The sequence below is a fragment of the Mycobacterium ostraviense genome (assembly GCF_002705925.1).
GTDB lineage: Bacteria > Actinomycetota > Actinomycetes > Mycobacteriales > Mycobacteriaceae > Mycobacterium > Mycobacterium ostraviense.
This window is the reverse complement of sequence record NZ_NKRE01000001.1, coordinates 314,119-338,044: the sequence shown is the minus strand read 5'-3', so window position 1 is coordinate 338,044 and position 23,926 is coordinate 314,119. Positions and strand designations below refer to the sequence as shown.

Annotated in this window: 20 protein-coding genes and 2 pseudogenes; 13 read left to right on the top strand and 9 right to left on the bottom strand. The window is 64.7% G+C overall.

Annotated elements, in window-relative coordinates; genetic code table 11:
• Positions 1-25 precede the first annotated feature (25 nt).
• Both CDN38_RS01415 and CDN38_RS01410 read right to left on the bottom strand, forming a co-directional pair.
• Positions 26-2,314 (bottom strand): arylsulfatase, encoded by a 2,289-nt coding sequence (locus CDN38_RS01415; protein ID WP_075509697.1) that lies wholly within the window; start codon positions 2,312-2,314, stop codon positions 26-28.
• Positions 2,315-2,406: 92 nt separating this feature from the next.
• The gene (locus CDN38_RS01410; RefSeq protein ID WP_075509696.1) at positions 2,407-2,979 is read right to left on the bottom strand and encodes a class I SAM-dependent methyltransferase; all 573 of its coding nucleotides are present in this window, start codon (positions 2,977-2,979) and stop codon (positions 2,407-2,409) included.
• A gap of 65 nt (positions 2,980-3,044) precedes the next feature.
• Here CDN38_RS01410 and CDN38_RS01405 point away from each other — a divergent pair, with 65 nt between their 5' ends.
• Positions 3,045-4,457, top strand: coding sequence for a DNA polymerase IV (locus CDN38_RS01405; RefSeq protein ID WP_456320266.1), 1,413 nt, complete (start codon positions 3,045-3,047; stop codon positions 4,455-4,457).
• Here CDN38_RS01405 and CDN38_RS01400 read toward each other — a convergent pair.
• Positions 4,422-5,378, bottom strand: coding sequence for an asparaginase (locus tag CDN38_RS01400; protein ID WP_075509694.1), 957 nt, complete (start codon positions 5,376-5,378; stop codon positions 4,422-4,424). The two genes, CDN38_RS01405 and CDN38_RS01400, sit on opposite strands and share 36 nt — an antisense overlap.
• A gap of 37 nt (positions 5,379-5,415) precedes the next feature.
• On the opposite strand from CDN38_RS01400, the gene lspA reads away from it, so the two are divergent.
• The 5 genes from lspA to CDN38_RS32085 all read left to right on the top strand — a co-directional run bounded on the left by lspA (position 5,416) and on the right by CDN38_RS32085 (position 8,170).
• Positions 5,416-6,036, top strand: coding sequence for a signal peptidase II (gene lspA / locus CDN38_RS01395; RefSeq protein WP_233027078.1), 621 nt, complete (start codon positions 5,416-5,418; stop codon positions 6,034-6,036).
• Positions 6,036-6,962 carry an RluA family pseudouridine synthase gene (locus tag CDN38_RS01390; protein ID WP_075509693.1) on the top strand — a complete coding sequence of 309 codons (927 nt, stop codon included), beginning with the start codon at positions 6,036-6,038 and terminating at the stop codon, positions 6,960-6,962. The genes lspA and CDN38_RS01390 overlap by 1 nt, the downstream gene beginning before the upstream one ends.
• 92 nt (positions 6,963-7,054) lie before the next feature.
• Positions 7,055-7,426, top strand: coding sequence for a YciI family protein (locus CDN38_RS01385; protein ID WP_233027077.1), 372 nt, complete (start codon positions 7,055-7,057; stop codon positions 7,424-7,426).
• A gap of 1 nt (position 7,427) precedes the next feature.
• Complete coding sequence (locus CDN38_RS32090) at positions 7,428-7,781, top strand: RNA polymerase sigma factor (protein WP_180276273.1); 354 nt, start codon at positions 7,428-7,430, stop codon at positions 7,779-7,781.
• Positions 7,739-8,170 carry a hypothetical protein gene (locus tag CDN38_RS32085; RefSeq protein ID WP_180276272.1) on the top strand — a complete coding sequence of 144 codons (432 nt, stop codon included), beginning with the start codon at positions 7,739-7,741 and terminating at the stop codon, positions 8,168-8,170. The genes CDN38_RS32090 and CDN38_RS32085 overlap by 43 nt, the downstream gene beginning before the upstream one ends.
• A gap of 104 nt (positions 8,171-8,274) precedes the next feature.
• Here CDN38_RS32085 and CDN38_RS01375 read toward each other — a convergent pair whose 3' ends face one another.
• Positions 8,275-8,685, bottom strand: a complete 411-nt coding sequence (locus CDN38_RS01375; protein WP_075509690.1) for a group I truncated hemoglobin — start codon at positions 8,683-8,685, stop codon at positions 8,275-8,277.
• Positions 8,686-8,914: 229 nt separating this feature from the next.
• Between CDN38_RS01375 and CDN38_RS01370 the strand changes: the two genes are divergently transcribed.
• The 6 genes from CDN38_RS01370 to CDN38_RS01340 all read left to right on the top strand — a co-directional run bounded on the left by CDN38_RS01370 (position 8,915) and on the right by CDN38_RS01340 (position 17,861).
• Entirely contained in the window at positions 8,915-9,931 is a 1,017-nt protein-coding gene (locus tag CDN38_RS01370) for an SDR family NAD(P)-dependent oxidoreductase (protein ID WP_075509689.1), read from the top strand.
• Positions 9,932-9,935: 4 nt separating this feature from the next.
• Complete coding sequence (locus CDN38_RS01365; RefSeq protein ID WP_075509688.1) at positions 9,936-10,739, top strand: SDR family NAD(P)-dependent oxidoreductase; 804 nt, start codon at positions 9,936-9,938, stop codon at positions 10,737-10,739.
• Positions 10,740-11,322: 583 nt separating this feature from the next.
• Entirely contained in the window at positions 11,323-11,754 is a 432-nt protein-coding gene (locus CDN38_RS01360) for a type II toxin-antitoxin system Rv0910 family toxin (protein ID WP_075509687.1), read from the top strand.
• Positions 11,755-11,821: 67 nt separating this feature from the next.
• Positions 11,822-15,373: a DNA polymerase III subunit alpha gene (dnaE, locus tag CDN38_RS01355; RefSeq protein WP_075509686.1), complete on the top strand. Its 3,552-nt coding sequence runs from the start codon at positions 11,822-11,824 to the stop codon at positions 15,371-15,373.
• 293 nt (positions 15,374-15,666) lie between these two features.
• Positions 15,667-16,650, top strand: coding sequence for an NAD-dependent epimerase/dehydratase family protein (locus tag CDN38_RS01345; protein WP_075509685.1), 984 nt, complete (start codon positions 15,667-15,669; stop codon positions 16,648-16,650).
• Between the two features lie 122 nt (positions 16,651-16,772).
• Positions 16,773-17,861, top strand: a complete 1,089-nt coding sequence (locus CDN38_RS01340; protein ID WP_075509684.1) for a hypothetical protein — start codon at positions 16,773-16,775, stop codon at positions 17,859-17,861.
• On the opposite strand, the gene CDN38_RS01335 is transcribed toward CDN38_RS01340, so the two are convergent.
• From CDN38_RS01335 to CDN38_RS30235, 5 genes and pseudogenes are all read right to left on the bottom strand, one after another.
• Positions 17,845-19,065, bottom strand: coding sequence for a peptidoglycan DD-metalloendopeptidase family protein (locus CDN38_RS01335; protein WP_075509683.1), 1,221 nt, complete (start codon positions 19,063-19,065; stop codon positions 17,845-17,847). The two genes, CDN38_RS01340 and CDN38_RS01335, sit on opposite strands and share 17 nt — an antisense overlap.
• Before the next feature lie 26 nt (positions 19,066-19,091).
• Positions 19,092-20,018, bottom strand: a complete 927-nt coding sequence (locus CDN38_RS01330; RefSeq protein WP_075509729.1) for a class I SAM-dependent methyltransferase — start codon at positions 20,016-20,018, stop codon at positions 19,092-19,094.
• 657 nt (positions 20,019-20,675) lie between these two features.
• Positions 20,676-21,587, bottom strand: a complete 912-nt coding sequence (locus CDN38_RS01320) for a class I SAM-dependent methyltransferase (RefSeq protein ID WP_075509682.1) — start codon at positions 21,585-21,587, stop codon at positions 20,676-20,678.
• Between the two features lie 149 nt (positions 21,588-21,736).
• Positions 21,737-23,203, bottom strand: coding sequence for a serine hydrolase domain-containing protein (locus CDN38_RS01315; RefSeq protein WP_075509681.1), 1,467 nt, complete (start codon positions 23,201-23,203; stop codon positions 21,737-21,739).
• A gap of 42 nt (positions 23,204-23,245) precedes the next feature.
• Positions 23,246-23,498 (bottom strand): annotated as a pseudogene (locus CDN38_RS30235) (type II toxin-antitoxin system prevent-host-death family antitoxin).
• A gap of 172 nt (positions 23,499-23,670) precedes the next feature.
• Between CDN38_RS30235 and CDN38_RS01300 the strand changes: the two are divergent.
• Positions 23,671-23,757, top strand: a pseudogene (locus CDN38_RS01300) (ABC transporter permease); the annotation flags it as partial.
• Positions 23,758-23,926: the final 169 nt, after the last annotated feature.

Below are 23,926 nucleotides of genomic sequence, written 5' to 3'. Positions count from 1 at the left end.
GGGGCCGCCGCCGGCCGGCGGCGTTTCACCGCAGCTGGATCGTCACCTGCTTGATGGTGGCGTTGAACGCGAAGGTTCCCTCATAGGTGTCAGCGGCCGGGGTGCCGCCGTCGAGCCCGATGTCCAGCCCTTCGTCGGCGCTGAACCCCAGCGGAACGGTCCGCTCGATACGTGATTCAGCTGCCTGGCACCCGTCCACCAGCAGTCTCGCGACACCACCTTTGCCCAGACCTCCACCTTCATAGTCGAATTCGACCGCGACCGTCGAGTTGCCCGCGGGCAGGGGCGTTGCTGCGGCGATGGTCGTGTATTTCGATCCGAAATAGTTGTAGGTGAACTTGGCCAGTCCATTCTGGACGTAGAGAGCCAGGCCGGCGAAGTAGCCGCCGGCGGCCAACAGAACCCCCTCGACCGTTTCTCCACCGGGAGTGTCTATCTCGGCGGTAATCGAGTAGGACCGGTTGAAGGCGGACCGAATGATGTCCTCGGGCATGCGGATTGATCCTTGGCCGAACGAAATCGAGGTTCGCTGGCCCAGAACCGTCGGCCGCGCACCGATCGCCCGTGCGGGGCCGCGGTCGTCGAGCGGAAAGACATGGTTTTTCTCGCCTTCAGCGTCGAATAGTGCCTTCAACTCGGCAAGCCGATCGGGGTGCTGGGCGGATAGGTCAACGGCTTGACTGTAGTCCCGCGACAGGTCGTAGAGTTCCCAGCGGTCATCGGAGAAGGCGGGCATGGTCGAACCAGGTTGCCACTGGATCTTGCCGTGATAGGTGCAGGCCATCCAGTCATCGTGATAGATCCCACGGATGCCTTTGATCTCGAAATACTGGGTGCGGCGCCGGTCCGGGGCGGCCGCGTCGTCAAATGTATATGCCAGGCTGATGCCGTCGTAGGGCTGCTGTGCCACGCCGTTGACCGTCGTGGGCGCCGGAATTCCGGCGGCTTCCAAGATGGTTGGGGCGATATCGATGACGTGGTGAAATTGCGAACGCAGCCCGCCGGCGTCGTTGATCCGTTGCGGCCAGGTCACAATCATCGGATTGCGGGTGCCACCGAAATGACTGGCGAACTGCTTGGTGAACTGGAACGGGGTGCACATCGCCCAGGCGAAGCCGACCGGATACTCGTTGCTGGCTTTCGGGCCGCCGAATTCCTCGATCTTCGACAAGACGATCTCGGGGTCTTCTTGGAGGCCGTTCAACGTCACCATTTCGTTGAAGACACCGGTGATCCCGCCGGCGGCAGCCGCGCCGTTATCACCGATGATGTAGACGAACATCGTTTTGTCCCAGACACTCATGTCCTTGAGCGCGGTGACTATCCGACCGATCTCGTGATCGGTGTGGGCCAGGAATCCGGCGTAGACCTCCATGAGCCGCGACGCGATGCGCTGCTGCTCTTCTGACATCGTGTCCCATGCGGGTATCGATTCGTGGCGTGGAGTCAACGCGGCGTCTGCGGGGATCACGCCCAGTTCCTTCTGCCGGGAATAGATTTCCTCACGCAGCTGGTCCCAGCCCGCGGCGAATCGGCCACGAAACGGTTCGCTCCATTCTGGCGCCACGTGGTGCGGCGCGTGGGTGGCGCCGGGCGCCCAGTAGGCGAAAAACGGTCGGTCGGGCGACATGGCCTGCTGCCGATGCACCCATTCGATCATCCGATCTGCGAGATCCGTCGTAAGGTGGTAATTCTCAACCCCTTCGGGCCGTTCGACCGGCGTCGTGCCGTGATACAGGCCGGGATTGTATTGGTGGGCTTCACCGCCCATGAAGCCGTAGAACTCTTCAAAACCCATCCCCGTTGGCCACCGGTCGAACGGGCCGGCCGGGCTCACCTCCCATACCGGGGTGTTGTGCCATTTGCCGAAGGCTGCTGTGCTGTAGCCGTTTTGGCGCAGCGTCTCGGCGATGGTGGCGGCAGATTTCGGGATGATGCTGTTGTAGCCGTCGTAGCCGGTGGCCCATTCGGTGATGTTGCCGGTGTTGACCGCGTGATGATTCCGGCCGGTCAACAGTGCGGCGCGAGTTGGGGAGCACAAGGCGGTCGTGTGAAACCGGTTGTACCGCAGCCCTTCCCGTGCCAGCGCATCCCCCGTTGGCGTCGGCACCGGGCCACCGAAGGTCGCGGTGGCGCCGAAGCCGACATCGTCGAGCAGGACGATCACCACATTCGGTGCATTCTGTGGTGGGCGGATGGGAGTGATGGTCGGCATTGTCGACTCGGAAACCGTTCGCCCGGCTTTTCCCCCCGTCGGCGTGTCCGGCAACGGCAGCCGGGTCCGATCGACGGTGCTGGTCGGGTCGTGTGTCACGGGTTTCCTCCACTCGGGTTGGGATTGGCTGGTGCTGTGGGCCCGGTAGCGACAAGGGCCGCCGAACGATCCGGGGCGCGTGGTTACTGACGTCAAGCCGCGGGTTTGATCGCCCGCCAGCGTTGCCTGCGGGCGCGAACCTCAACATCGACATCGCGAAAACCCGCTGCGCGCAGACGATCCGGCAAGGTCGTCGGCGGGATCGGGTTGCAGGTATCGCGCAGGTGCAACAAGCTGAACACCAGCGACGGCACGCCGTCGCTGCCGGCGAAGACGCCGCCCGGGCGCAGCACCCGGAAGGCTTCAGCGAACAGCCGGTTTTGCAGGTTAACGGTCGGCACATGGTGCAGCATGGTGAACGACACCACGGAGCTGAACTCGTCGGCGGGCAGTCTGGTGGCGGTGCCGTCGCCGATGATGATGCGTGCCCGGTCTCCGTACATTTCCTGCAGCCGCTGCGCCAGCGGGGCGTCGATCTCGACAGCGGTCAGGTTCGGCGTCTTGTCGACCAGGACCCGAAGAAATGCGCCGTATCCTGGTCCGATCTCGAGGGTGTTGTCGCCCAGGTCCACATCGGCGAGCACCCATGGCAAGACCTGGCTTTCGACTTCCCTGGCCCAGCGGTCGGAATTACAGCACAACCGGTGAACCAGATTCATCGCCATACCGACTGACGTTAGACGACGGACGCTTCCGACGGTTCCGGCAGCCGTGAATAGCATTGCCCGTTGTGGAGTCCCGTTGGGTGCTGCACCTGGACATGGACGCGTTCTTTGCTTCGGTCGAACAACTCACCCGTCCTACACTCCGGGGCCGGCCGGTATTGGTGGGTGGCCTCGGCGGGCGCGGTGTGGTCGCCGGCGCCAGCTACGAGGCGCGAGTTTTCGGCGCCCGCTCGGCCATGCCGATGCACCAGGCCCGCCGGCTGATCGGCGTCACGGCGGTGGTGTTGCCGCCGCGCGGTGTGGTGTACGGGGTTGCCAGCCGCCGGGTGTTCGACACCGTGCGCAGCCTGGTTCCCGTCGTCGAGCAGCTGTCTTTCGACGAGGCCTTCGGGGAACCGCCCCAACTCGGCGCGGCCACCGCCGAGGACGTCGAGACGTTCTGTGAAGCCTTGCGGCGACGGGTGCGCGAGGAGACCGGACTGGTTGCCTCGGTCGGGGCGGGCTCGGGCAAGCAGATCGCCAAGATCGCGTCCGGTCTGGCCAAGCCCGACGGCATTCGAGTGGTCCGCCGGGAGGAAGAACAGCGGCTGCTGCACGGCTTGCCGGTGCGGCGATTGTGGGGAATCGGCCCGGTTGCCGAGGAGAAGCTGCATCGACTCGGCATCGAGACCGTGGGGCAGCTGGCCGCATTGACCGACGTCGAGGTGGCCAACATCCTCGGCGCGACCGTCGGGCCGGCACTGCACCGGCTGGCCCGGGGTATCGACGATCGGCCCGTTGCCGAGCGAGCTGAAGCCAAGCAGATCAGCGCCGAGTCCACTTTCGCCGCCGACCTGACCACGCTTGACCAGCTGCGTGAGGCTATCGACCCGATCGCCGAACACGCGTATCAACGCCTGCTGCGCGACGGCCGCGGAGCTCGAACCGTCACCGTGAAGCTGAAGAAGGCGGACATGAGCACGCTGACCCGTTCGGCGACAATGCCCTACGCGACCACCGAGGCGGGGGCGCTGATCGCGGTGGCCCGGCGGCTGCTGCTGGACCCCGTTGAGATCGGGCCGATTCGCCTTCTCGGCGTTGGTTTTTCGGGGCTCAGCGAGGTGCAGCAGGAGTCGCTGTTCCCCGCCTTGGACCTGTCACCGGATACGGCCGAGGAAGCCCAGCACGACTTCCCGACGTTACGGGCCGCGCAATTCGGCGGACCGGACAGCGCCGGATGGCGCATCGGCGACGACGTTGCCCACCCGGAATTCGGGCACGGGTGGGTGCAGGGCGCGGGTCATGGCGTGGTCACCGTCCGGTTCGAGACTCGTGGCTCGGGTCCGGGTCCCGCGCGGACCTTTCCCATCGATACCGGCGACCTCGACGTCGCCAACCCGGTCGACAGCCTGGACTGGCCGGACTATGTCGGCCGACTGCGGGTCGACGAGCCGACCGGCGTCTCAGCCCCAGCGGTCGATGACCTCGGCGACCGGTAGCCCGGCCGCCAGCGCGGCCATCACCAGCACCCGGGCCTGCGACGGTGGCAGCCGTGGCACCATCACCGCGCCGGCGTCCACCAGGTCGTGTCCGGGTCCGTAGCCGGCGCCCACCCGCGCGCCGGCGACCCGGGTCGAGACCGCGACCACCACCCCGTCGCCGCTGTGGCGGCGTACCGCGTCGATCACCGACGACCCGGCATTTCCCGAACCCAATGCCTCCAGCACGATGGCCCGGGCGCCGGCGGCCACACACGCGTCCAACGCAACGGCGTCACTTCCCGGATACACCGCGACGATATCGACCCGCGGCGCCTCGGCGGCGCAGAGTTCACCGAGGTACGGGCGTTGCTTGGGGCTCGTCATCGTCACCGTTTCGGTGACGGCGCCGAGCAGTTCGCCGGCGAACCCGCTCAGGTCGTCGGTGGCCACCTTGCGCAGGCCCAACGGTTGCAGCACCCGGCCGGCGAAACACACCAGCACGCCGTGGCCGCGGGCTGTCGCGTCGGCTGCCAGCGTCAGCGCGTCGCGCAGATTGACCGGACCGTCCGCGTCGGCGGCGTCGGCGCTGCGCATGGCGCCGGTGATGACCGCCGGGGTGTCGCCGGAGTAGGTGAGGTCCAGCCAGAGCGCGGTTTCTTCGAGGGTGTCGGTGCCGTGCGTAATCACGACACCGACCGCACCGCCATCGACGGCGGCTTGGACCGCGGCGCGGATGCGATCCCAATCGGCCGGGGTCAACAGCGAACTGTCGAGTGCCATCAGGTCCACGACATCGACGTCGAGGTCTGAACCGGCCGCCGCGGTCAGTTCTGCCCCGCTACGCGACGGACGGCGCACTCCGTCGGCGCCGGTGCTGGTGGCGATCGTCCCTCCGGTGGTGATCACGGTGAGGCGGCCCATGCTGGGATCATCCCGCATGTGGGCGCTGTCACTGGACTAGGGGATGATGGTGTTCGTGCCTGACGCCGATCCGCCTACCACGGCGGGGGATACCGGGGAACCTGAGGCTTCCGCGCCGCCGCCTCCCAGGCGGCTGCGCCTGCTGCTGTCGGTTGCGGCGATCGTGCTGGCACTCGACATCGTCACCAAGGTGCTGGCCGTCAAGCTGCTGCCGCCGGGCCAGCCGGTTCCGATTATCGGCGACACGGTGACGTGGACGTTGGTGCGCAATTCCGGTGCCGCATTCTCCATGGCGACCGGCTACACCTGGGTGCTGACGCTGATCGCGACGGGCGTCGTCGTCGGCATCTTCTGGATGGGACGACGGCTGGTGTCACCCTGGTGGGCGCTGGGGCTGGGGATGATTCTGGGCGGCGCGATGGGAAATCTGGTTGATCGCTTCTTCCGGGCACCCGGGCCGCTTCGGGGACATGTCGTCGACTTCTTGTCGGTCGGCTGGTGGCCGGTGTTCAATGTCGCCGACCCGTCGGTGGTCGGTGGCGCGATCCTGCTGGTGGTCCTGTCGATCCTGGGCTTCGATTTCGACTCGGTAGGCCGGCGCAGACCCGACCGGGCCACGCCGAGTCGGCGCAAGGCCGACGGGGACACCGGCCGGCACAAGGCCGATCAGCACTGATGACCGACCGCTCGATGCCCGTCCCGGAGGGATTGGCGGGCCTGCGCGTCGATGCCGGGCTGGCGCGTCTGCTCGGACTTTCCCGCAGCGCCGTGGCGGCCATCGCCGAGGGCGGCGGCGTGCACCTGGACGGCGTGCCGGCGGGCAAGTCCGACCGCCTGACGTCGGGCGCATGGCTGCAGGTTCGGCTGCCTGAGGCGCCACCACCGCCGGAAAACACACCCGTCGACATCGAAGGCATGACGATTCTGTATTCCGACGACGACATCGTCGCCGTCGACAAACCGGCGGCTGTCGCCGCACACGCATCGGTGGGCTGGACCGGCCCTACGGTGCTCGGCGGTCTCGCTGCGGCGGGTTACCGCATCACCACATCCGGTGTGCACGAGCGGCAGGGCATCGTGCATCGCCTCGACGTCGGCACCTCCGGGGTGATGGTGGTGGCACTGTCGGAACGGGCGTACACCGTGCTGAAGCGGGCATTCAAGCACCGCACCGTCGAGAAGCGGTATCACGCGCTGGTGCAGGGACACCCCGATCCGTCCAGCGGGACGATCGACGCGCCGATCGGCCGCCACCCCGGCCCCGAATGGAAGTTCGCGGTCACCACGAATGGCCGCCACAGCGTGACCCACTACGACACCATCGAGGCTTTCGTCGGTGCCAGCCTGCTCGACGTCGAGCTGGAGACCGGACGCACTCACCAGATACGGGTGCATTTCGCCGCGTTGCGCCATCCGTGCTGTGGCGACCTGGTCTACGGTGCGGATCCAAAGCTGGCGAAAAGACTTGGCCTGGAACGGCAATGGCTGCACGCCCGGTCGCTGGCCTTCGCTCATCCGGCCGATGGCCGCCGGATCGAGATCGTCAGCCCCTACCCGCCGGATCTTCAGCACGCGCTGGATGTATTACGAGCCGAGGGGTGAACCGGCCCGGTTCGTGCGCGTGTCGATCTGATGCGCGTCAATCGTCATACCGGTGACACCATCGAGTCGGAAAGGAACACCGTCATGCAGTAATGCCTACTCATGCACTATCAGGAGGGCGGCGAGATCGGGCTGAGCGAGGAAGACATGGCCCCCGCGCGGGCGGCGTTTGCCAAGTATGCCGACGACCTCGACGCCGCGGGCGTGCTGATCGCAACCCAGGTGCTGCAGCCCGCCGACGCGTCCACCACCTTCACCGCGCGCAACGGTGTCCCGCAGATTCAGGACGGACCGTCGCCGACACCAAAGAACGGCTCGGTGGGGTGTTCGTCATCGAGGTGCCCGACCTCGATGCGGCCCTGGCGTGGGCGCGACGATGCCCAGCAACCGAGTGGGGATCGGTCGAAATCCGGCCCGTCGCAGTCACTTACACTCGCGGTAAGGGCTGGTACCAGCCTGAGTGAGGTGCCGGCTCAAGTCACCGGGCTGGTTCGCGAGTCCTACGGCCGGTTGTTTGAGCTGCTGGCCGCGCCAACCGGCGATATCGCCGCGGCCGAGGACGCCCTGGAGCGCGCGCTCATCTGGTGGCCGGCCGACGGCATACCGGCCAACCCGGACGGTTGGGTCCTCACCGTGGCCCGCAACCGGCTGCGCGACCGGTGGAAATCGCACGGTTACCGGTTGACCGGTGCGCTCGACGAAACTGCTTCTGCCGCGGCCGAATCCATCGATGACCTGGAGGCGATCCCGGATCGCCGCCTTGAGCTGATGTTGGTGTGCGCGCATCCGGCGATCGCCGCCAACTGCCGCGCACCCTGATGCTGCAGACCGTCCTCGGCATCGACGCGGCCGCAATCGCCCGGGCGTTCTCGCTTCCGGCCGCAACCATGGCGCAGCGACTGGTCCGCGCCAAGCGCCGGATTCGCGACGCGCGCATTCCCTTCGTGGTGCCGGCCCGCGCCGACCTCGACGAGCGGCTGCCCGCGGTTCTGGAGGCGGTATACGGCGTGGTTGCCATCGACTGGCAGATGGAACCATGCGGTGAACCGATTGAATGCCTGTCCGCCGAGGCTCTGCATCTGGCATTGCTGCTGGCCGAACTGCTGCCCGACAAGTCCGAGGTGCTGGGCCTGGGCCGCGCGAGCCCATCTGCTGGTCACGGCCGGTCGTCCCGCAGCGGCGGCCAAGGCCTACCGCGCGGCCATTGACCTGAGCACCGACGCCGGTGTCGTCACATACCTGCGGCGACGACTCGCGGCGGTGGCGCAGCGCTGACCCGTCATCGGTGGGTTGACAACCGTTTCGGGCCGGCTCAGACGCTGACGGTAGTGCTGTCGTCCGACGCGACGTCGGCGGCCAGCGGCGAGATCGTTTTCAGGATTTCGGTGATCGTCTCGGCGGGGACTCCGGCCGCGGCCAACGCGTCGCCCAAATGCCCGGCCACCAGGGTGAAGTGGTGCATGGTGATGCCACGGCCCTGATGCACCTGCTTCATCGGCACACCGGTATATGGCTCCGGCCCGCCCAGAGCCGCGGCAAAGAATTCCGTCTGTTTGCCTTTGAGACGGCTCATATTCGTTCCGGTGAAGAAGCCGGCGAGTTGGTCGTCGGCGAGCACCCGAGCGTAGAAATCCTCGATGACGACCTCGATCGCCTGGTATCCGCCGATCTGGTCGTAGATGGTGATCGGTGTGCGCTTGCGGAAACGTGACAGTAGTCCCATCCGGTCAGGGGAACATGTCGGCGTTGCCTGGCCGTTAGGGACCGATCACGCTCGGATTATCAGCTGTAACAAGTCGATTGCTGTCGAACGTCGACGCGGCCCGAGCGGTGCGGCCAGACGCATGGCGGACTCGCATGCCGACAGGTTGGTCCCGGTCATTGACCGATGCCCTAGGTTTGCTTCATGACCAGTGCCTCATCCACCACACCGCCATCAGGAGCGACAACCGATGAATCTTGGTGACTTAGCGAACCTCGTTGAGAAGCCGTTCGCGACGGTGTCCAACATCGTCAACACGCCGAACTCCGCCGGGCGATATCGGCCCTTCTATCTGAGGAATCTGCTCGACGCGGTGCAGGGCCGGACACTGCGCGACGCGGTTGAGGGCAAGATCGTCCTGATCACCGGCGGGTCGTCGGGCATCGGCGAGGCGGCCGCGAAGAAGATCGCCGAAGCCGGGGGCGAGGTGGTGCTGGTCGCGCGAACCCGGGAGAACCTGGAAAAGGTCGCCGACGATATCCGCGGCAATGGCGGGGTGGCGCACGTGTACCCGTGCGATCTGTCCGACATGGACGCCATCGCCACGATGGCCGACCAGGTGCTCGCCGATCTGGGACGGGTCGACATCCTGATCAACAACGCGGGGAGGTCAATTCGGCGCTCGCTGGAGCTGTCCTATGACCGGATTCACGACTACCAGCGGACCATGCAACTGAACTATCTGGGTGCCGTCCAACTCATCCTCAAGTTCATTCCCGGCATGCGCGAACGCAAGTTCGGGCAGATCATCAACGTCTCCTCGGTCGGGGTGCAGACTCGGGCACCGCGCTTCGGCGCCTACATCGCCAGCAAGGCCGCGTTGGACAGCCTGTGCGACGCGCTGCAAGCCGAGACGGTAGGCGACAACGTCCGGTTCACCACCGTGCATATGGCACTGGTGCGGACGCCGATGATCAGCCCCACCACGATCTACGACAAATTCCCCACGTTGACCCCGGATCAGGCGGCCGGTGTGATCACCGACGCGATCGTGCACCGGCCGCGACGGGCAAGCTCGCCATTCGGGCAGTTCGCGGCTGTGGCCGACGCCGTCAACCCGGCCGTCATGGACCGGGTACGCAACCGGGCGTTCAGCATGTTCCGGGATTCCGCCGCGGCCAAGGGAGGCGAAACTCCAACGGACACATCAGACCTCGACAAGAGAAGCGAAACGTTCGTCCAGGCGACCCGAGGGATACATTGGTGACATCATGAGTCTTCCCAAACCGAACAAGCAGGCCACCGTCGTCATCACCGGTGCTTCTTCCGGCATCGGAGTCGAACTGGCTCGCGGTCTGGCCCGCCGCGGCTTTCCGCTGATGCTGGTGGCGCGGCGCCGGGAGCGCCTCGAGGAGCTCGCCGATCAACTGCGCGGGGAATTCTCGGTAGGAGTCGAGGTTTTGCCGCTCGATCTGGCCGATGCGCAAGCCAGAGCGCAGCTGGCCGATCGCCTGGGTACCGACGAGATCGCCGGTTTGTGCAATAGCGCGGGCTTCGGCACCAGCGGCCGTTTCTACGAGCTGTCCCCGGAACGCGAAAGTGAGCAGGTCACACTCAACGCGCTGGCCCTCATGGAACTCACCCGCGCAGCACTGCCGGGCATGGTGGAGCGCGGCGCGGGAGCGGTGCTCAACATCGCATCGATCGCGGGGTTCCAGCCGATTCCGTTCATGGCGGTGTACTCGGCCTCCAAGGCCTTCGTGCTGACCTTCTCCGAAGCCGTCCAAGAGGAGTTGCACGGAACCGGTGTGTCCGTCACGGCGCTGTGCCCGGGGCCGGTGCCTACCGAGTGGGCGGAGATCGCCAGTGCCGAGCGGTTCAGCATTCCCATCGCGCAGGTGTCGCCGCGTGAGGTCGCCGAGGCCGCGATTGCGGGGATGCTGGCCGGCAAACGCACTGTGGTGCCGGGCGCGGTGCCCAAGTTGGTCAGCACCGGCGGCAGATTCGCACCGCGTACTCTGTTGCTGCCCGCGATCAGGATCGGCAACCGGCTGCGTGGGGGACCCGGTCACTAGGCCGGCTCTCGCTGTGTCTCAGCAGTCTCAATAGTCCCTGGGCAGGGGGGCGCGATGTGCCCTCACTCGGAAATTCATGGTGACGACGAATGCTGCTGGTCAACGATGTCCGCGTGCGCAGCCTTGGCTGCCTGCGCATACCTTGGCTCTGTTTTCGGCACGCCGATACCGCTCCTTCGCTCAAACCTTTTGTGATGGCGGGCGTTAGGGGGATGTCTCACGTGCTCACCAAGTCGGCTGTCATGCGGCCGTATCGAGTGTGCGGTGACGGCTTTGAGTGTGTCCGTAGGGCGGGAATATGCACGATCGGCCGCCCTGACGGCACACTCGGCGCCGTCAGCGCACACTCGGCGTCGTCAGCCACCGACCCAACCGGACCAGCACGCGATTTCCATCCCCCCACACCGGGGGCGCAGCCCCACGACCGCTAGTGGCGACAACCCGTGGCGTCATAGCCGAGCGCCTGAGGCTGTCGCTACTTTGTGGACCCAAAGGGCATCCTCCCCGGCAGAGACAGGTGTGGTGATTGTGACAAGCCACCGGGCCATACGGCCGGCATCGTCGCCACGGTTAGGCTCATCCGATGGCTTCCGTTGAGATGACCGCCGATGTCCCGATGACCCCCCACGACACCTGGGAACACGTCTCCAACCTGTCGGAGTTGGGCGCTTGGCTGGTGATCCACGAGGGGTGGCGCAGCGAGCTGCCGGACGAACTGAGCGAGGGCGTCGAAATCGTGGGTGTGGCCCGGGCGAAAGGCATGCGCAACCGGGTCACGTGGACGGTGACCAAATGGGACCCGCCGCACGAGGTTGTGCTGTCCGGCTCCGGCAAGGGCGGCGCCAAGTACGGCGTTACCCTCACGGTCACGCCGACCAAGGACGGATCCGGCCTCGGCTTGCGCCTCGAGCTGGGCGGTCGCGCGCTGTTCGGGCCGGTGGGTTCCGCAGCTGCCCGAGCCGTCAAGGGCGACGTGGAAAAGTCGCTGCAGCAGTTCGTCGAGCTGTATGCATAGCGACCACAAGACACACTCTGCGACACGCCCGAAAGTCGTCGGTGCTCGGTCATAGACTGGCGTCCCTATGAGCGGTTCATCTTCGCGGTCCTTCGTGCACCTGCATAACCACACCGAGTACTCGATGCTAGACGGTGCCGCGAAGATCAACCCCATGCTGGCCGAGGTCGAGCGGCTGCAGATGCCGGCGATCGGCATGACCGATCACGGAAACATGTTCGGCGCCAGCGAGTTCTACAACTCGGCGACACGGGCCGGGATCAAACCGATCATCGGCGTCGAGGCGTATATCGCGCCCGCCTCACGCTTCGACACGCGGCGCATCTTCTGGGGCGACCCGAGCCAGAAGGCCGACGACATCTCGGGAAGCGGCTCCTACACCCACTTGACGATGATGGCCGAGAACGCCACCGGCCTGCGCAACCTGTTCAAGCTGTCGTCGCTGGCATCCTTCGAGGGCCAGCTGAGCAAGTGGTCGCGCATGGATGCCGAGCTCATCGCCGAGCACGCCGAGGGCATCATCATCACCACCGGCTGTCCCTCGGGTGAGGTGCAGACCCGCCTGCGCCTCGGCCAGGAGCGTGAGGCGCTGGAGGCGGCGGCCAGATGGCGCGAGATCGTCGGGCCGGACAACTACTTCCTCGAGCTGATGGATCACGGGCTGACCATCGAACGGCGGGTCCGCGAGGGACTGCTGCACATCGGCCGCACCCTCAACATTCCACCGCTGGCCACCAACGACTGCCACTACGTGACCCGCGACGCGGCCCACAACCACGAAGCGCTGCTGTGCGTCCAAACCGGCAAGACCCTGTCGGACCCCAACCGCTTCAAGTTCGATGGCGACGGCTACTACCTCAAGTCCGCCGCCGAAATGCGCCAGATCTGGGACGACGAGGTCCCCGGCGCCTGCGACTCCACGCTGCTGATCGCCGAACGCGTGCAGTCCTACGCCGACGTGTGGACCCCGCGTGACCGGATGCCCGTCTTCCCGGTTCCCGACGGCCACGACCCCGCGTCCTGGCTGCGCCACGAGGTGGCCGCTGGGCTGCGCCGACGGTTCCCAGCCGGACCGCCCGAGGCCTACATCACCCGCGCGGACTACGAGATCGATGTGATCTGCGCCAAAGGTTTTCCGTCCTACTTCTTGATCGTCGCCGACTTGATCGGCTACGCGAAGTCGGTGGGCATCCGCGTCGGACCTGGCCGCGGTTCCGCCGCCGGCTCCCTGGTCGCCTACGCCCTGGGTATCACCGACATCGACCCATTACCGCACGGTCTGCTGTTCGAGCGGTTCCTCAACCCGGAACGCACGTCGATGCCCGACATCGATATCGACTTCGACGACCGCCGCCGTGGTGAGATGGTGCGCTACGCCGCCGACAAGTGGGGCCACGACCGGGTGGCCCAGGTCATCACCTTCGGCACCATCAAAACCAAAGCGGCGCTGAAGGACTCGGCCAGAATCCACTACGGCCAACCCGGCTTCGCGATTGCCGACCGGATCACCAAGGCGCTGCCGCCGGCCATCATGGCCAAGGACATTCCGCTGGCGGGCATCACCGATCCGGCCCACGAGCGTTACAAGGAAGCCGCCGAGGTTCGCGGCCTGATCGAAACCGACCCGGACGTCCGCACCATCTACCAGACCGCACTCGGCCTGGAAGGCCTGATCCGCAACGCCGGCGTGCACGCCTGTGCGGTCATCATGAGCAGCGAGCCGCTGACCGAGGCCATCCCGCTGTGGAAGCGGCCGCAGGACGGGGCCATCATCACCGGCTGGGACTACCCGTCGTGTGAGGCTATCGGCCTGTTGAAGATGGACTTCCTGGGTCTGCGCAACCTGACGATCATCGGCGACGCGATCGACAACATCAAAGCCAACAAGGGAATTGACCTCGACCTGGAATCGGTGCCGTTGGACGACAAGCCCACCTATGAACTGCTGGGCCGCGGCGACACCCTGGGTGTGTTCCAGCTCGACGGCGGGCCGATGCGCGACCTGCTGCGCCGCATGCAGCCGACCGGCTTCGAGGACATCGTCGCGGTGCTTGCCCTGTATCGGCCCGGCCCGATGGGGCAGAACGCGCACAACGACTACGCCGACCGCAAGAACGGCCGTCAGGCGATCAAGCCGATCCATCCGGAGCTGGCCGAACCCCTCGAGGAGATCCTGGCCGAGACCTACGGCCTCATCGTCTACCAAGAGCAGATCATGCGCATCGCGCAGAAAGTGGCCGGCTATTCCTTGGCCCGAGCCGATATTCTGCGCAAGGCAATGGGCAAGAAGAAGCGCGAAGTGCTCGACAAGGAGTATGAAGGCTTCGCACAAGGCATGCAGGCCAACGGATTCTCGTCTGGCGCCATCAAGGCGCTGTGGGACACCATCCTGCCGTTCGCCGACTATGCGTTCAACAAGTCACACGCGGCCGGCTACGGGCTGGTCTCCTACTGGACCGCCTACCTCAAAGCCAACTATCCCGCCGAGTACATGGCCGGACTGTTGACCTCGGTGGGCGACGACAAAGACAAGGCCGCCGTGTATCTGGCCGACTGCCGCAAGCTGGGCATCACCGTCTTGCCGCCGGACGTCAACGAGTCCGGGCTGAACTTCGCGTCGGTGGACGAGGACATCCGCTACGGCCTGGGCGCGGTGCGCAACGTCGGTGCCAATGTCGTCGGCTCGCTGATCGAAACCCGCAACGACAAAGGCAAATTCACCGACTTCTCGGACTATCTGAACAAGATCGACATCTCGGCGTGCAACAAGAAGGTCACCGAGTCGTTGATCAAAGCGGGGGCGTTCGACTCGCTGGGCCATGCTCGCAAAGGCCTCTTCCTGGTCCACACCGACGCGGTGGACTCGGTGCTGGGCACCAAGAAGGCCGAGGCGATGGGGCAGTTCGATCTGTTCGGCGGCAATGATGACGGGACCGGCGGCGCGGACCCCGTGTTCACCATCAAGGTCCCCGACGACGAGTGGGAGGACAAGCACAAGCTGGCCCTGGAACGAGAGATGCTGGGCCTGTATGTGTCCGGGCATCCGCTCAACGGGGTGGCCCACCTGCTGGCGGGCCAGGTCGATACCGCAATTCCGGCGATCCTGGACGGTGATGTGCCCAACGACGCGCAGGTGCGGGTCGGCGGCATTCTGGCTTCGGTCAACCGTCGGGTCAACAAGAACGGAATGCCCTGGGCCTCAGCACAATTGGAAGACCTCACCGGTGGAATCGAGGTGATGTTCTTCCCGCACACCTATTCCAGCTACGGCGCCGAGATCGCCGACGACGCGGTGGTGCTGGTCAACGCCAAGGTCGCGATCCGGGACGACCGCACCACCTTGATCGCCAATGAGCTTGTGGTGCCCGACTTTTCCAATGCCCAGGTGCGGCGGCCGCTGTCGGTCAGCCTGCCGACGCGGCAGTGCACGTTCGACAAGGTAAGTGCGCTCAAGCAGGTGCTGGCGCGCCACCCCGGCACCTCGCAGGTGCACTTGCGGCTCATAAGCGGGGATCGGATCACCACGCTAGAACTCGATCAGTCGCTGCGGGTGACGCCCTCGCCGGCATTGATGGGGGACCTCAAGGAGCTGCTTGGGCCGGGCTGCCTGGGCGGTTAGTTACGGTAGGTTAGAGCCCAGTCAGGAACACTGGGGCCCGTCCCCGGCGGCCGTTTCGCCGCCTCCGCAAGCTGGCGCCGCGCATTGGCCTGCGACCAGCCCGTCACTGACATCATCTGATCCAAAATCAGGCCCTTGTCCTTCTTCGACGCCTTCACATACCCTCTGGGCATTCTTATCTGAGGCACCGCGGGTTTCGAAGGCAGTTTTCGTGAGTCAAGTCGGATCGCTGACTTGGCCGCGAGCATCGATTAAGCTCACGTCTTACGGATGACACGCGAGGGGCGAACCAGATGGAAATACTTGTCACGGGGGGCGCAGGCTTCCAGGGCAGTCATCTATCCGAGTCGTTACTGGCCGACGGGCATTGGGTCACTGTCCTGAATACGTCATCGAAGAGCGCGACCCGAAACACGAGTGACTTTCGTTCGCACGAGCGAGCGGCCTTTATCTCAGGTTCGGTCACCGATGGAGAAACGGTCCATCGCGCGGTGCGCGAGCACCACGTCGTTTTTCATCTGGCCGCCAATATCAACGTCGACCAGTCTCTCGGTGATCCAGAGAGCTTTCTCGAAACCAACGTCATGGGTACCTACCGTGTGCTTGAGGCGGTACGGCGCTACAAGAACCGATTGATCTACGTGTCAACCTGCGAAGTGTACGGCGACGGACACAATCTGCAGGAGGGCGAGCTTCTTGACGAGAGAGCGGAGCTGAAACCGAACAGCCCCTACGGCGCCTCCAAGGCAGCAGCCGATCGGTTGTGCTACTCCTACTACCGCTCCTATGGTCTTGACGTCACGATTGTTCGGCCGTTCAACATCTTCGGGGTGCGCCAGAAGACCGGGCGATTCGGTGCGCTAATTCCGCGACTCGTCCGTCAGGCCATCAACGGCGAAAACCTCACGATCTTCGGCGACGGTTCGGCAACACGCGACTATCTGTACGTAAGCGATATCGTCAATGCATACAACCTTGTGTTGCAAAACACCGCGCTTCGCGGACAGGCGATCAATTTCGCGAGCGGCAAAAACACCCGGGTGAAGGACATTGTCGAGTACATCGCCGGAAAGTTCGACGCCAAGATCACACATCGCGAAGCACGCGCCGGCGAAGTCGCTCGTTTCCCGGCCAACATCGATCTCGCCAAGAGCATCGGATTCAGGCCCGAAGTCGGTATCTGGGAAGGCATCGACCGCTATATCCAATGGGCGAAGGATCAGCCGCAGTACGCCTACGAGCACGACGGGTTCAGCGGCGCCTTGTCTCCGCGGTGAGCCGGCGATTACGGGTCTGGGGAAAAAGCGTGTCTTAGCCCAGTTCACCGCGGTTAGGCTTGAAAGGTTGCATTCCACAAGCGGCGGGGTGTTGCGGCGCGTTCAGAGAGCAAGGAATTTGAATGAGCAGTCCGGCTGAGGTGTCGATGCGTGGCGGTGAGTTGGATGGTGAGTTTTTGACGTCGTTGCGCGGGGAGGTCGACGCGTGGAGTGCGCATGACGCGCTGGCGCAGCTGGTTGCGATGTTCGGCGGAGATTTCCTGCGGCACGACAATCTGGTAGCCCGGTTGGCCTTCCTGGACGAGTTCAGCGGGGTATGGGATTACCGGGGCCGGACGAGGGCACGTCGGAGCGGGGAGCAGGTGCAGTGCCAAGACGCCGATGGCGGGGCGCGGTGGATGATCCCCCGTCTAGACCTGCCGGACAGGCAACTGGACACGATTACGACGCTGGTGCGACAGCTGGGCCTTACAGATGAATCATGGCCAATTGAAACAACATTCGACTACATGTTGGTGATCGGCACCGGACGTTACTCGAACATGCTTCGGGCCCGGTGGGCGCGGGACCTGGCTGCCGAGAATCGCGTGGGTCATATCGTATTGGCCGCCGCTTCCCGGCGGCTGCTGCCGTCGGAAGATGACGCGGTCGCGTCCTGCGCGCCAGGTGCGCGTACCGAATTCGATCTGCTGGCGGCCGCTGCGGCCGACGCGTTCGGGATGGATACTCGCGAAGTGGTAGGGCATGGCCGGCAGCGGGTCGGCGACCCGCATCGGGGCCAGATCGTCTGTCGCTTCGGCGAGGACAGCAATGACCTCGGGCTGCCCATCACGCTGATTGAGGCACCGTCGCCGGACCCAAACAACCGCCGCGCCACCTCCGCGGATACCTTCACCTTTACCGCGCGGACACTGGATATGCAGCAATCGAGTTGTCTACTGGTGACCGGTCAGCCGTTCGTCCGCTATCAGAACTATGACGCGCTGCGAACTCTGACCGTGCCGTTCGGAATTGGTATCGAGACGGTGGGCTTCGGCATCGACCGCTACGAAGGACTGCACGACATGGATCTGCAGCATCCCGCCAAACTGCTGCAGGAGGTCCGCTCGACGATCCGGGCCGGCCGCAGTCTGGTGGAACGGGTCGAGGCTCGCCAACGAACAGCCCAACGCGCCGCGCTGAGGTCGCCCAAGATTACTCGTCGGCGGTGATTGTGCATGGTGTGGCGGGCGGGTAGCTGCCCGATACCGCGCGCAGCCGCCCCGGCGGCGGCCAGGGCCGCAGCCCCATGTTGCCCAGATAGCGCAGCGGATTGACGTGTGCGCGCCGAACCCGCGTCTCGAAATGCAGGTAACCGTCTGTTGATTGGTCTTCGGCACCGAGGCTGCCGATTTGGGTTCCGGCACTTACTCGATCACCGAGTGCGATTTGTCTGTCGTCACCAGGCCGAAACACGTAGCGCATTTCGGTATCGCCGTTCGAGATGATCACCGAGCAAAGGTGGTCGACATCGCTTGTGCAGCAAACAGTTCCGGAAATTACGGCGTAGATAGGGCTGCCGGGGTCAGCGGCGAAATCGACGCCGGGATGGAAACCGTCCGCGCGGGGTCCGTATCCGCGGCCAATCGCGCGTGGCTCCGTCTCGATCGGCAGCCGCGCATACGGCTCAATCCGGTCGAAGTCGCCGCGTACCCGCCGCTGGTAGTCCGCTTTGAGGAGGCTGACCTCGTCGAGTGCATAGCCGAACAACAGGGATCGATCATAGGCGACACCGAAGTTGTGCCGAAAATCCGGATCGAGTCGCATGTAGTGCCTGACTCGCGAGATCCGTTCCTCCAGCGTCGACCAGCCGTTGTGCGTCAAGCGGATTCCGTCCAGCTGCCCTATCCGACCGTGATCGGTGATGTTGGCCGGCCAGTGCGAATTGTGCATCAACTTGGGTCCCGCATACAGACCCGGGTACCAACGCCAAAACGGCCCGCGCAGCGCCTCGGCGGTGCCCATCACCGGCACCATCTCCGGGTATTCCGGATCATCCCAGCGGGAAACCATCGGACACATCAGCGCCGCTATGTCGTCCGGTGTGCGCGCAAGCACCTCACGGATGTCGACGTCGATCTGGAAAATCCAGTCAGCGTCGACCATCACCATCCAGTCCGGGCGACAGAAATCGGCCATCCGGTAGAGCAGCTCCAGCCCGGTGGACTCGGGGATCAGCCATGGTGTGGACGGTAGATCTGCTCGGGCGCGAACAACATTGGTGACGGCGGCGTGGTTCGCCAGAATCGCAGCGGTGTCGTCGGTGCTGCGGTCGTCGATCGCGTAGATGTCGTCGCTGAAGGTGGCCAGTGCGTCCAAGGTATCGGCCAAGGTCTCCCCGGCATTGTGGGCGCGCGTTACCGCTAGAATCCGCATCGTGGGTGTCCACTAGGTCGCGTGTATCACGCGAGAACTGAAATGTAGTAGCTGGGCTTGTCGGAAGGCGCGACGTAATTGCCAGGCATCGCGGGCAGGTCGTGATCGGCCAGCAGCTGCGCGGCTGTGGTCCCCACCGATCGCCACCCGTGGTTGTCGAGGTAGTCGGAAACCTCGCTGCGGGCCCCGGAATAGGTCAGCGACCAGATGTCTAGATGGAATCCATGGTCGCGCCAGGTGCGAGTCGCGCTGCGAATGATCTCTTCGACCCGCCCGGAGTCCAAATCCGACGACCCCACGAACGTCTCCATGGCCATCCGGCTTGCCGGCGCGCTGAGATCGGTGACGATGTCCAGCAAGCGATCCTGGGCTTCCGGGGGCAGATAACCGAACAGTCCTTCGGCGATCCAGGCGGTCGGTAGCGCCGGCTCGAATCCGCTACGCAGCAGCGCGGCCGGCCAGTCGTGCCGCAGGTCGGCCGGTACCATCCGCAGGTTCGCTGTCGGTTCGGCACCCAGCTGTGCCAACGTTTCGGCCTTGAACTGCAGCACGTCCGGCTGATCGATCTCATACACCGTCATGCCCGGCGGCCACGGCAGTCGGTAGCCGCGCGCGTCGAGCCCGGACGCCAGGATCACCGCCTGCCGAATCCCGGTGGCTGTGGCGTCCGCAAGGAATTGATCGAAGTAGCGAGTGCGGGCCACCAACTCGGTGGTCATTCGCTGTAGACCCCAGGCCGCTTCGGGCTCGTCGACGTCGGACGCGCAGAGCTCTCCGGTGGCCCATCTGATAAGGAATTCGATACCCACCGCGCGGACCAACGGCTCGGCGAACCGGTCCTCGATCAACCGATCGGCCGAATTGGTAGCCCTCGCGCGGCCCGCGGCCACCAGCGTTGCGGTCGCGCCGACATGGCTGGCCAGATCCCAGCTATCGTCGTCTCTACGCATCACAATCCTCCCTTCCAGACGCATTCGGCGCGCGCAACGTACGGATATCGTGCCCGCCGCAGCCAGCTCGTCCGCACGGCGCGACTTGCGGACGAGGTCCTCATCCCCAGGAATTCGTTGACCAATCCGAACTTTTTCCTCCGCCGTTCCGCACAACTGCCAGGTGCCGTCGTTGTCGACCGCCACGGACAGTTCCTTCGTCGTGAGATGTACGTATCCCATCTCGCACAACTGTGGTCAAAGAATCGCATACAAACGGCGTGTTGAGTGAAACTACTCACCCTAATTAATTAGCCGACGGCGACTGGGATGGGCGGCATGCGGCGAACGCGTTCCTGGCGCATTTGAGCGGACGTGGGTTCAGTCCGGCCACGGTGCGCGCCTGCGTTCGATGTGATGAACCTCGCCCGGTTCCTCGGCGAGAGGGATGCGGCGCTGGCTGTCGTTGATGCGCCGGTGGGCTTGCGGTCACCGCCTGTGGAGAACAACGCCCGACCTTCGGGGTCGGGCCGCGTCAACGAAGCAGGAACCAGCAGGAACCCGTGAGGAATTACTGCTCCAACCAGACAGTGATACCGCAGCATGACCAGGTTGGAATCCCCCGGGTCGAGCCGCGGGGAGGACGTCAAACGATTGTCATGCAGTCCACCGAGGGGCTGATCACCGCGGCTGGTCGGTCAGGCCGCCGCTAATGAAGATGGTGTCGTCGTCGTCTGGAGCGGGCACATTGAGGCCGCTGCGCCGGAACAGTTCTGCTAGCGGCACGCCTTCGAGCTGCCAGCCCTTGGCGCCGAGGTAGTCGAGGACGTGGTTGCGTTGGCCGGTGTAGACCAACGAAGCCAAGTCGACGTCGACGCCATGATCGCGGAACGGGTTGGATATGGTCCGCGCTCGGTCGGCGCCGAAATCCACGATACTGGTAACGAATTCGGTGGCTACCATGCTCCCGGGCGCGCTGAGCGCGGTGATGTTGTCGAACAGCCGGTCCTGGGCCTCCGGCTTTAGATAAATCAGTAACCCCTCCGCCAGCCACGCCGTCGGTGCTGCCGAGTCAAACCCGGCGGCTTGCAATGCCGACAGCCAATCTGCGCGCAAGTCGATGGGCACGGCGCGCCGAGTGGCAGAGGGTTCGGCGCCCAGGTCGGCCAAGGTCGTCGTCTTGAACTCCATCACTTGTGGTTGGTCGATCTCGTACACCACCGTCCCGGTCGGCCACGGCAGACGGTAGGCCCGGGCGTCCAACCCGGACGCGAGGATCACCACTTGCCGAATCCCCCCGTCGGTGGCGTTGAGGACGTAGTCGTCAAAGTACTTCGTGCGGACCGCGTTTCCGTCGACCATCGCCTGCGCCACGGTCGGTGAGACGTCCGCGATCGTCGACATGTCGAGTTCGCCGTCCATCATCTTGGTGAAGAAATCCAGCCCCACCGCACGGACCAGAGGTTCAGCGAACGGATCGTTGATCAAACCGCGCGGATCCTTGGTGGCCATCGCGCGCCCCGCCGCGACAATGGTCGCGGTGACGCCGACGCTAGACGCCAGATCCCAGCTGTCGTCGTCGGGGCGGGGCATCAGCCCACCTTAGCCGTGACCGTGGCATTGGAGGCCACCTGCCCAAACCGAGTCAGCTGAGCGCGCACCACCGCGACATCGGCCGCACAGTCACCAATAGAGCAACCGCGATCGCCACATCGGCGAGCAGCTTGGGCATCGGTGCTGTGCTATTGGCGTCGGAACAGGCGCCCGTGGTGGCTACAAAACCAGGCGATGTTGCCGTCCGGTCCGCGGACGAAGTTGGATCGGCTCCCGGTGGGCTTGTTGTCGGGTCCGAGGTCGAGCCCGTAATCGGGCCGGTAGAAGGCGAGGCCCAGTCTGGCACTATTTTGGCCATCCGGGTTGGCATCGCCGGCGCCCATGCATCCAGCGAGCTGGCCGTCCCTTGCCCAGAAGTCGATGACCGCTTGCTGGCGGCTGCCATCCTGGGAGACTTGCTCGGCGATGTACCGGCCCTCGTAGGGCGCCAGGTCGACGGCGCCAAGGTGTCGCGGTGCGGCAGGCAGGTTGGTGACCCCGACGAATCTGTGCAAAGCCCAGCCGCAGGCGAAAAGGTCGTTGATCATATGAAATCCGCCATCAGAGTTGGTGAGCACGGTCATGGCGAAGTTGCGATCGGGCACCATGACGAAACCAGAGCGTTGCCCCTTCCAGGTGCCGCCGTGCTCAACGATGGTCACATTCTCCGCGGAAGGCCGCAGCATCCAGGTCACGCCCATCCCGGTCAGCTCGACGAAAAGTGTTCCGCCCGCGCCCGGGTTCGAGCGCATTGCCTCCAGCGACTGTCGGCTCAGAATCTGCTCGCCGTTAGGCGCTCTGCCGTCGCCGAGGTGGAACTGTGCGTAGCGCAGCTGATCTCGCGCTGTGGACATCAACCCACCGGTGGGGTTGCAGCTGCGTGGGAATGCCCAAAAGTCGGTATCGACAATGGGTTTGCCGTCAAGCACCTTGTGTGGTGCCGCCACATTCAGACCGATAATTTGGTCGGAAAAGTAGCGGGTGTGAGCCAGCTGCAGGGGGTCAAGAACCAGCTTCTGCATCGCAGACTCGTAGGTTGTTCCGGCGACAAGCTCGATGATGCGGCCCGCCACCACAAGACCTGAATTGTTGTATGCGAACGCGGTTCCCGGAGGAGTCAGCTGCGGTAAACGTGTCATTGAGTTGACATAGCGCGCCACCGCGTCATCGCCGCGCCCAAAGTCCTGCCCATTGCGACCATCCCAGCCTGCAGTGTGGTTGAGCAGTTGGCGCACGGTCACCGTGGCGCTGACCGACTCGTCGGCCACCGCGAAGTCGGGGATGTAGAAGCGCACAGGTGAATCCAGGTCCACCTTGCCCTGCTCGACCAGCCGCATCATCGCTGTGCCTGTGAAAGTTTTTGTGGTGGAACCGATTCGGAAGACAGTGTCGCCGTCGACAGGCAACGGATGGTCGACATTGGTGACCCCGTAGCCCTTGACGTATTCTTGGCCGCCGGCCCAGACAGCAACCGCGACGCCCGGAATCGCATAGGCCTTCATGCCCGCGTTGATCTTGGCATCGAGTTCGTCGAACGCTACGCCAAGGTCTGTGCAGCTAACAGTTTCAACCACTGCAGCGGCGCTTTCGTGCGGCGGTCGACCTAGCGCACGCACGCATTCGGTGACAGCTGCACGACCATGGCGCGTCGCCGCCTGTCACATCAGGCCGTACCATCTGCGGATCTGCTCGCTGTTGTCGGCGTAGTCGGCGTCGTCTCGCACGAGCGCCTCGGCGATACCGAGTCGGCACCGCGCGCAGGCCCGCGTCGGGGAACTCGAGATCGTTGGCGGACATAGTGACCGCGGCGACCGGCCCGTGGCGGCTGATCTGAATGGCATCGTGGGCGATATCCGCTTCGCCAACCAGCGCGGAAAGCTTGTCTTTGGCCTTCAGCGGTACCGCCCACATGACTATCAAATATAACTGGACTCACATAAACATCGCGAAGCTCCAGGAGTGGCGCGCTTCGGCTGGTTCTTCGTGATGACGCGCCGGGCCCCAAGAGCCTGCTGGAGTGGATTCGGTTGCACCGCTTGGGGCATCGCGAGAGATTCGGCAAGCCCGACGCTGGAGGATCCTGATGACGTTCATCGACGCGGCGGCTCGGTCGAAGACGTTTGCCCGCGCCTGTGATCTCGTCGCCGGATTCAGCAGCCACGAACTGTGGCCTTGGACCTCCCCCGGTTTCCCGGAGACTTTTTTTATTTGGGACCGACCCCCTCGAGTGGGAGGGTAGCCGCTTGGGGGTGGTGCTGCTGGTTGTCCTTCCAGGCAGCTTCATATTCGTCGGGTGAGAGCCCGCAGAGGCCAGCTTGGATGCGGCGGGGGTTGTACCA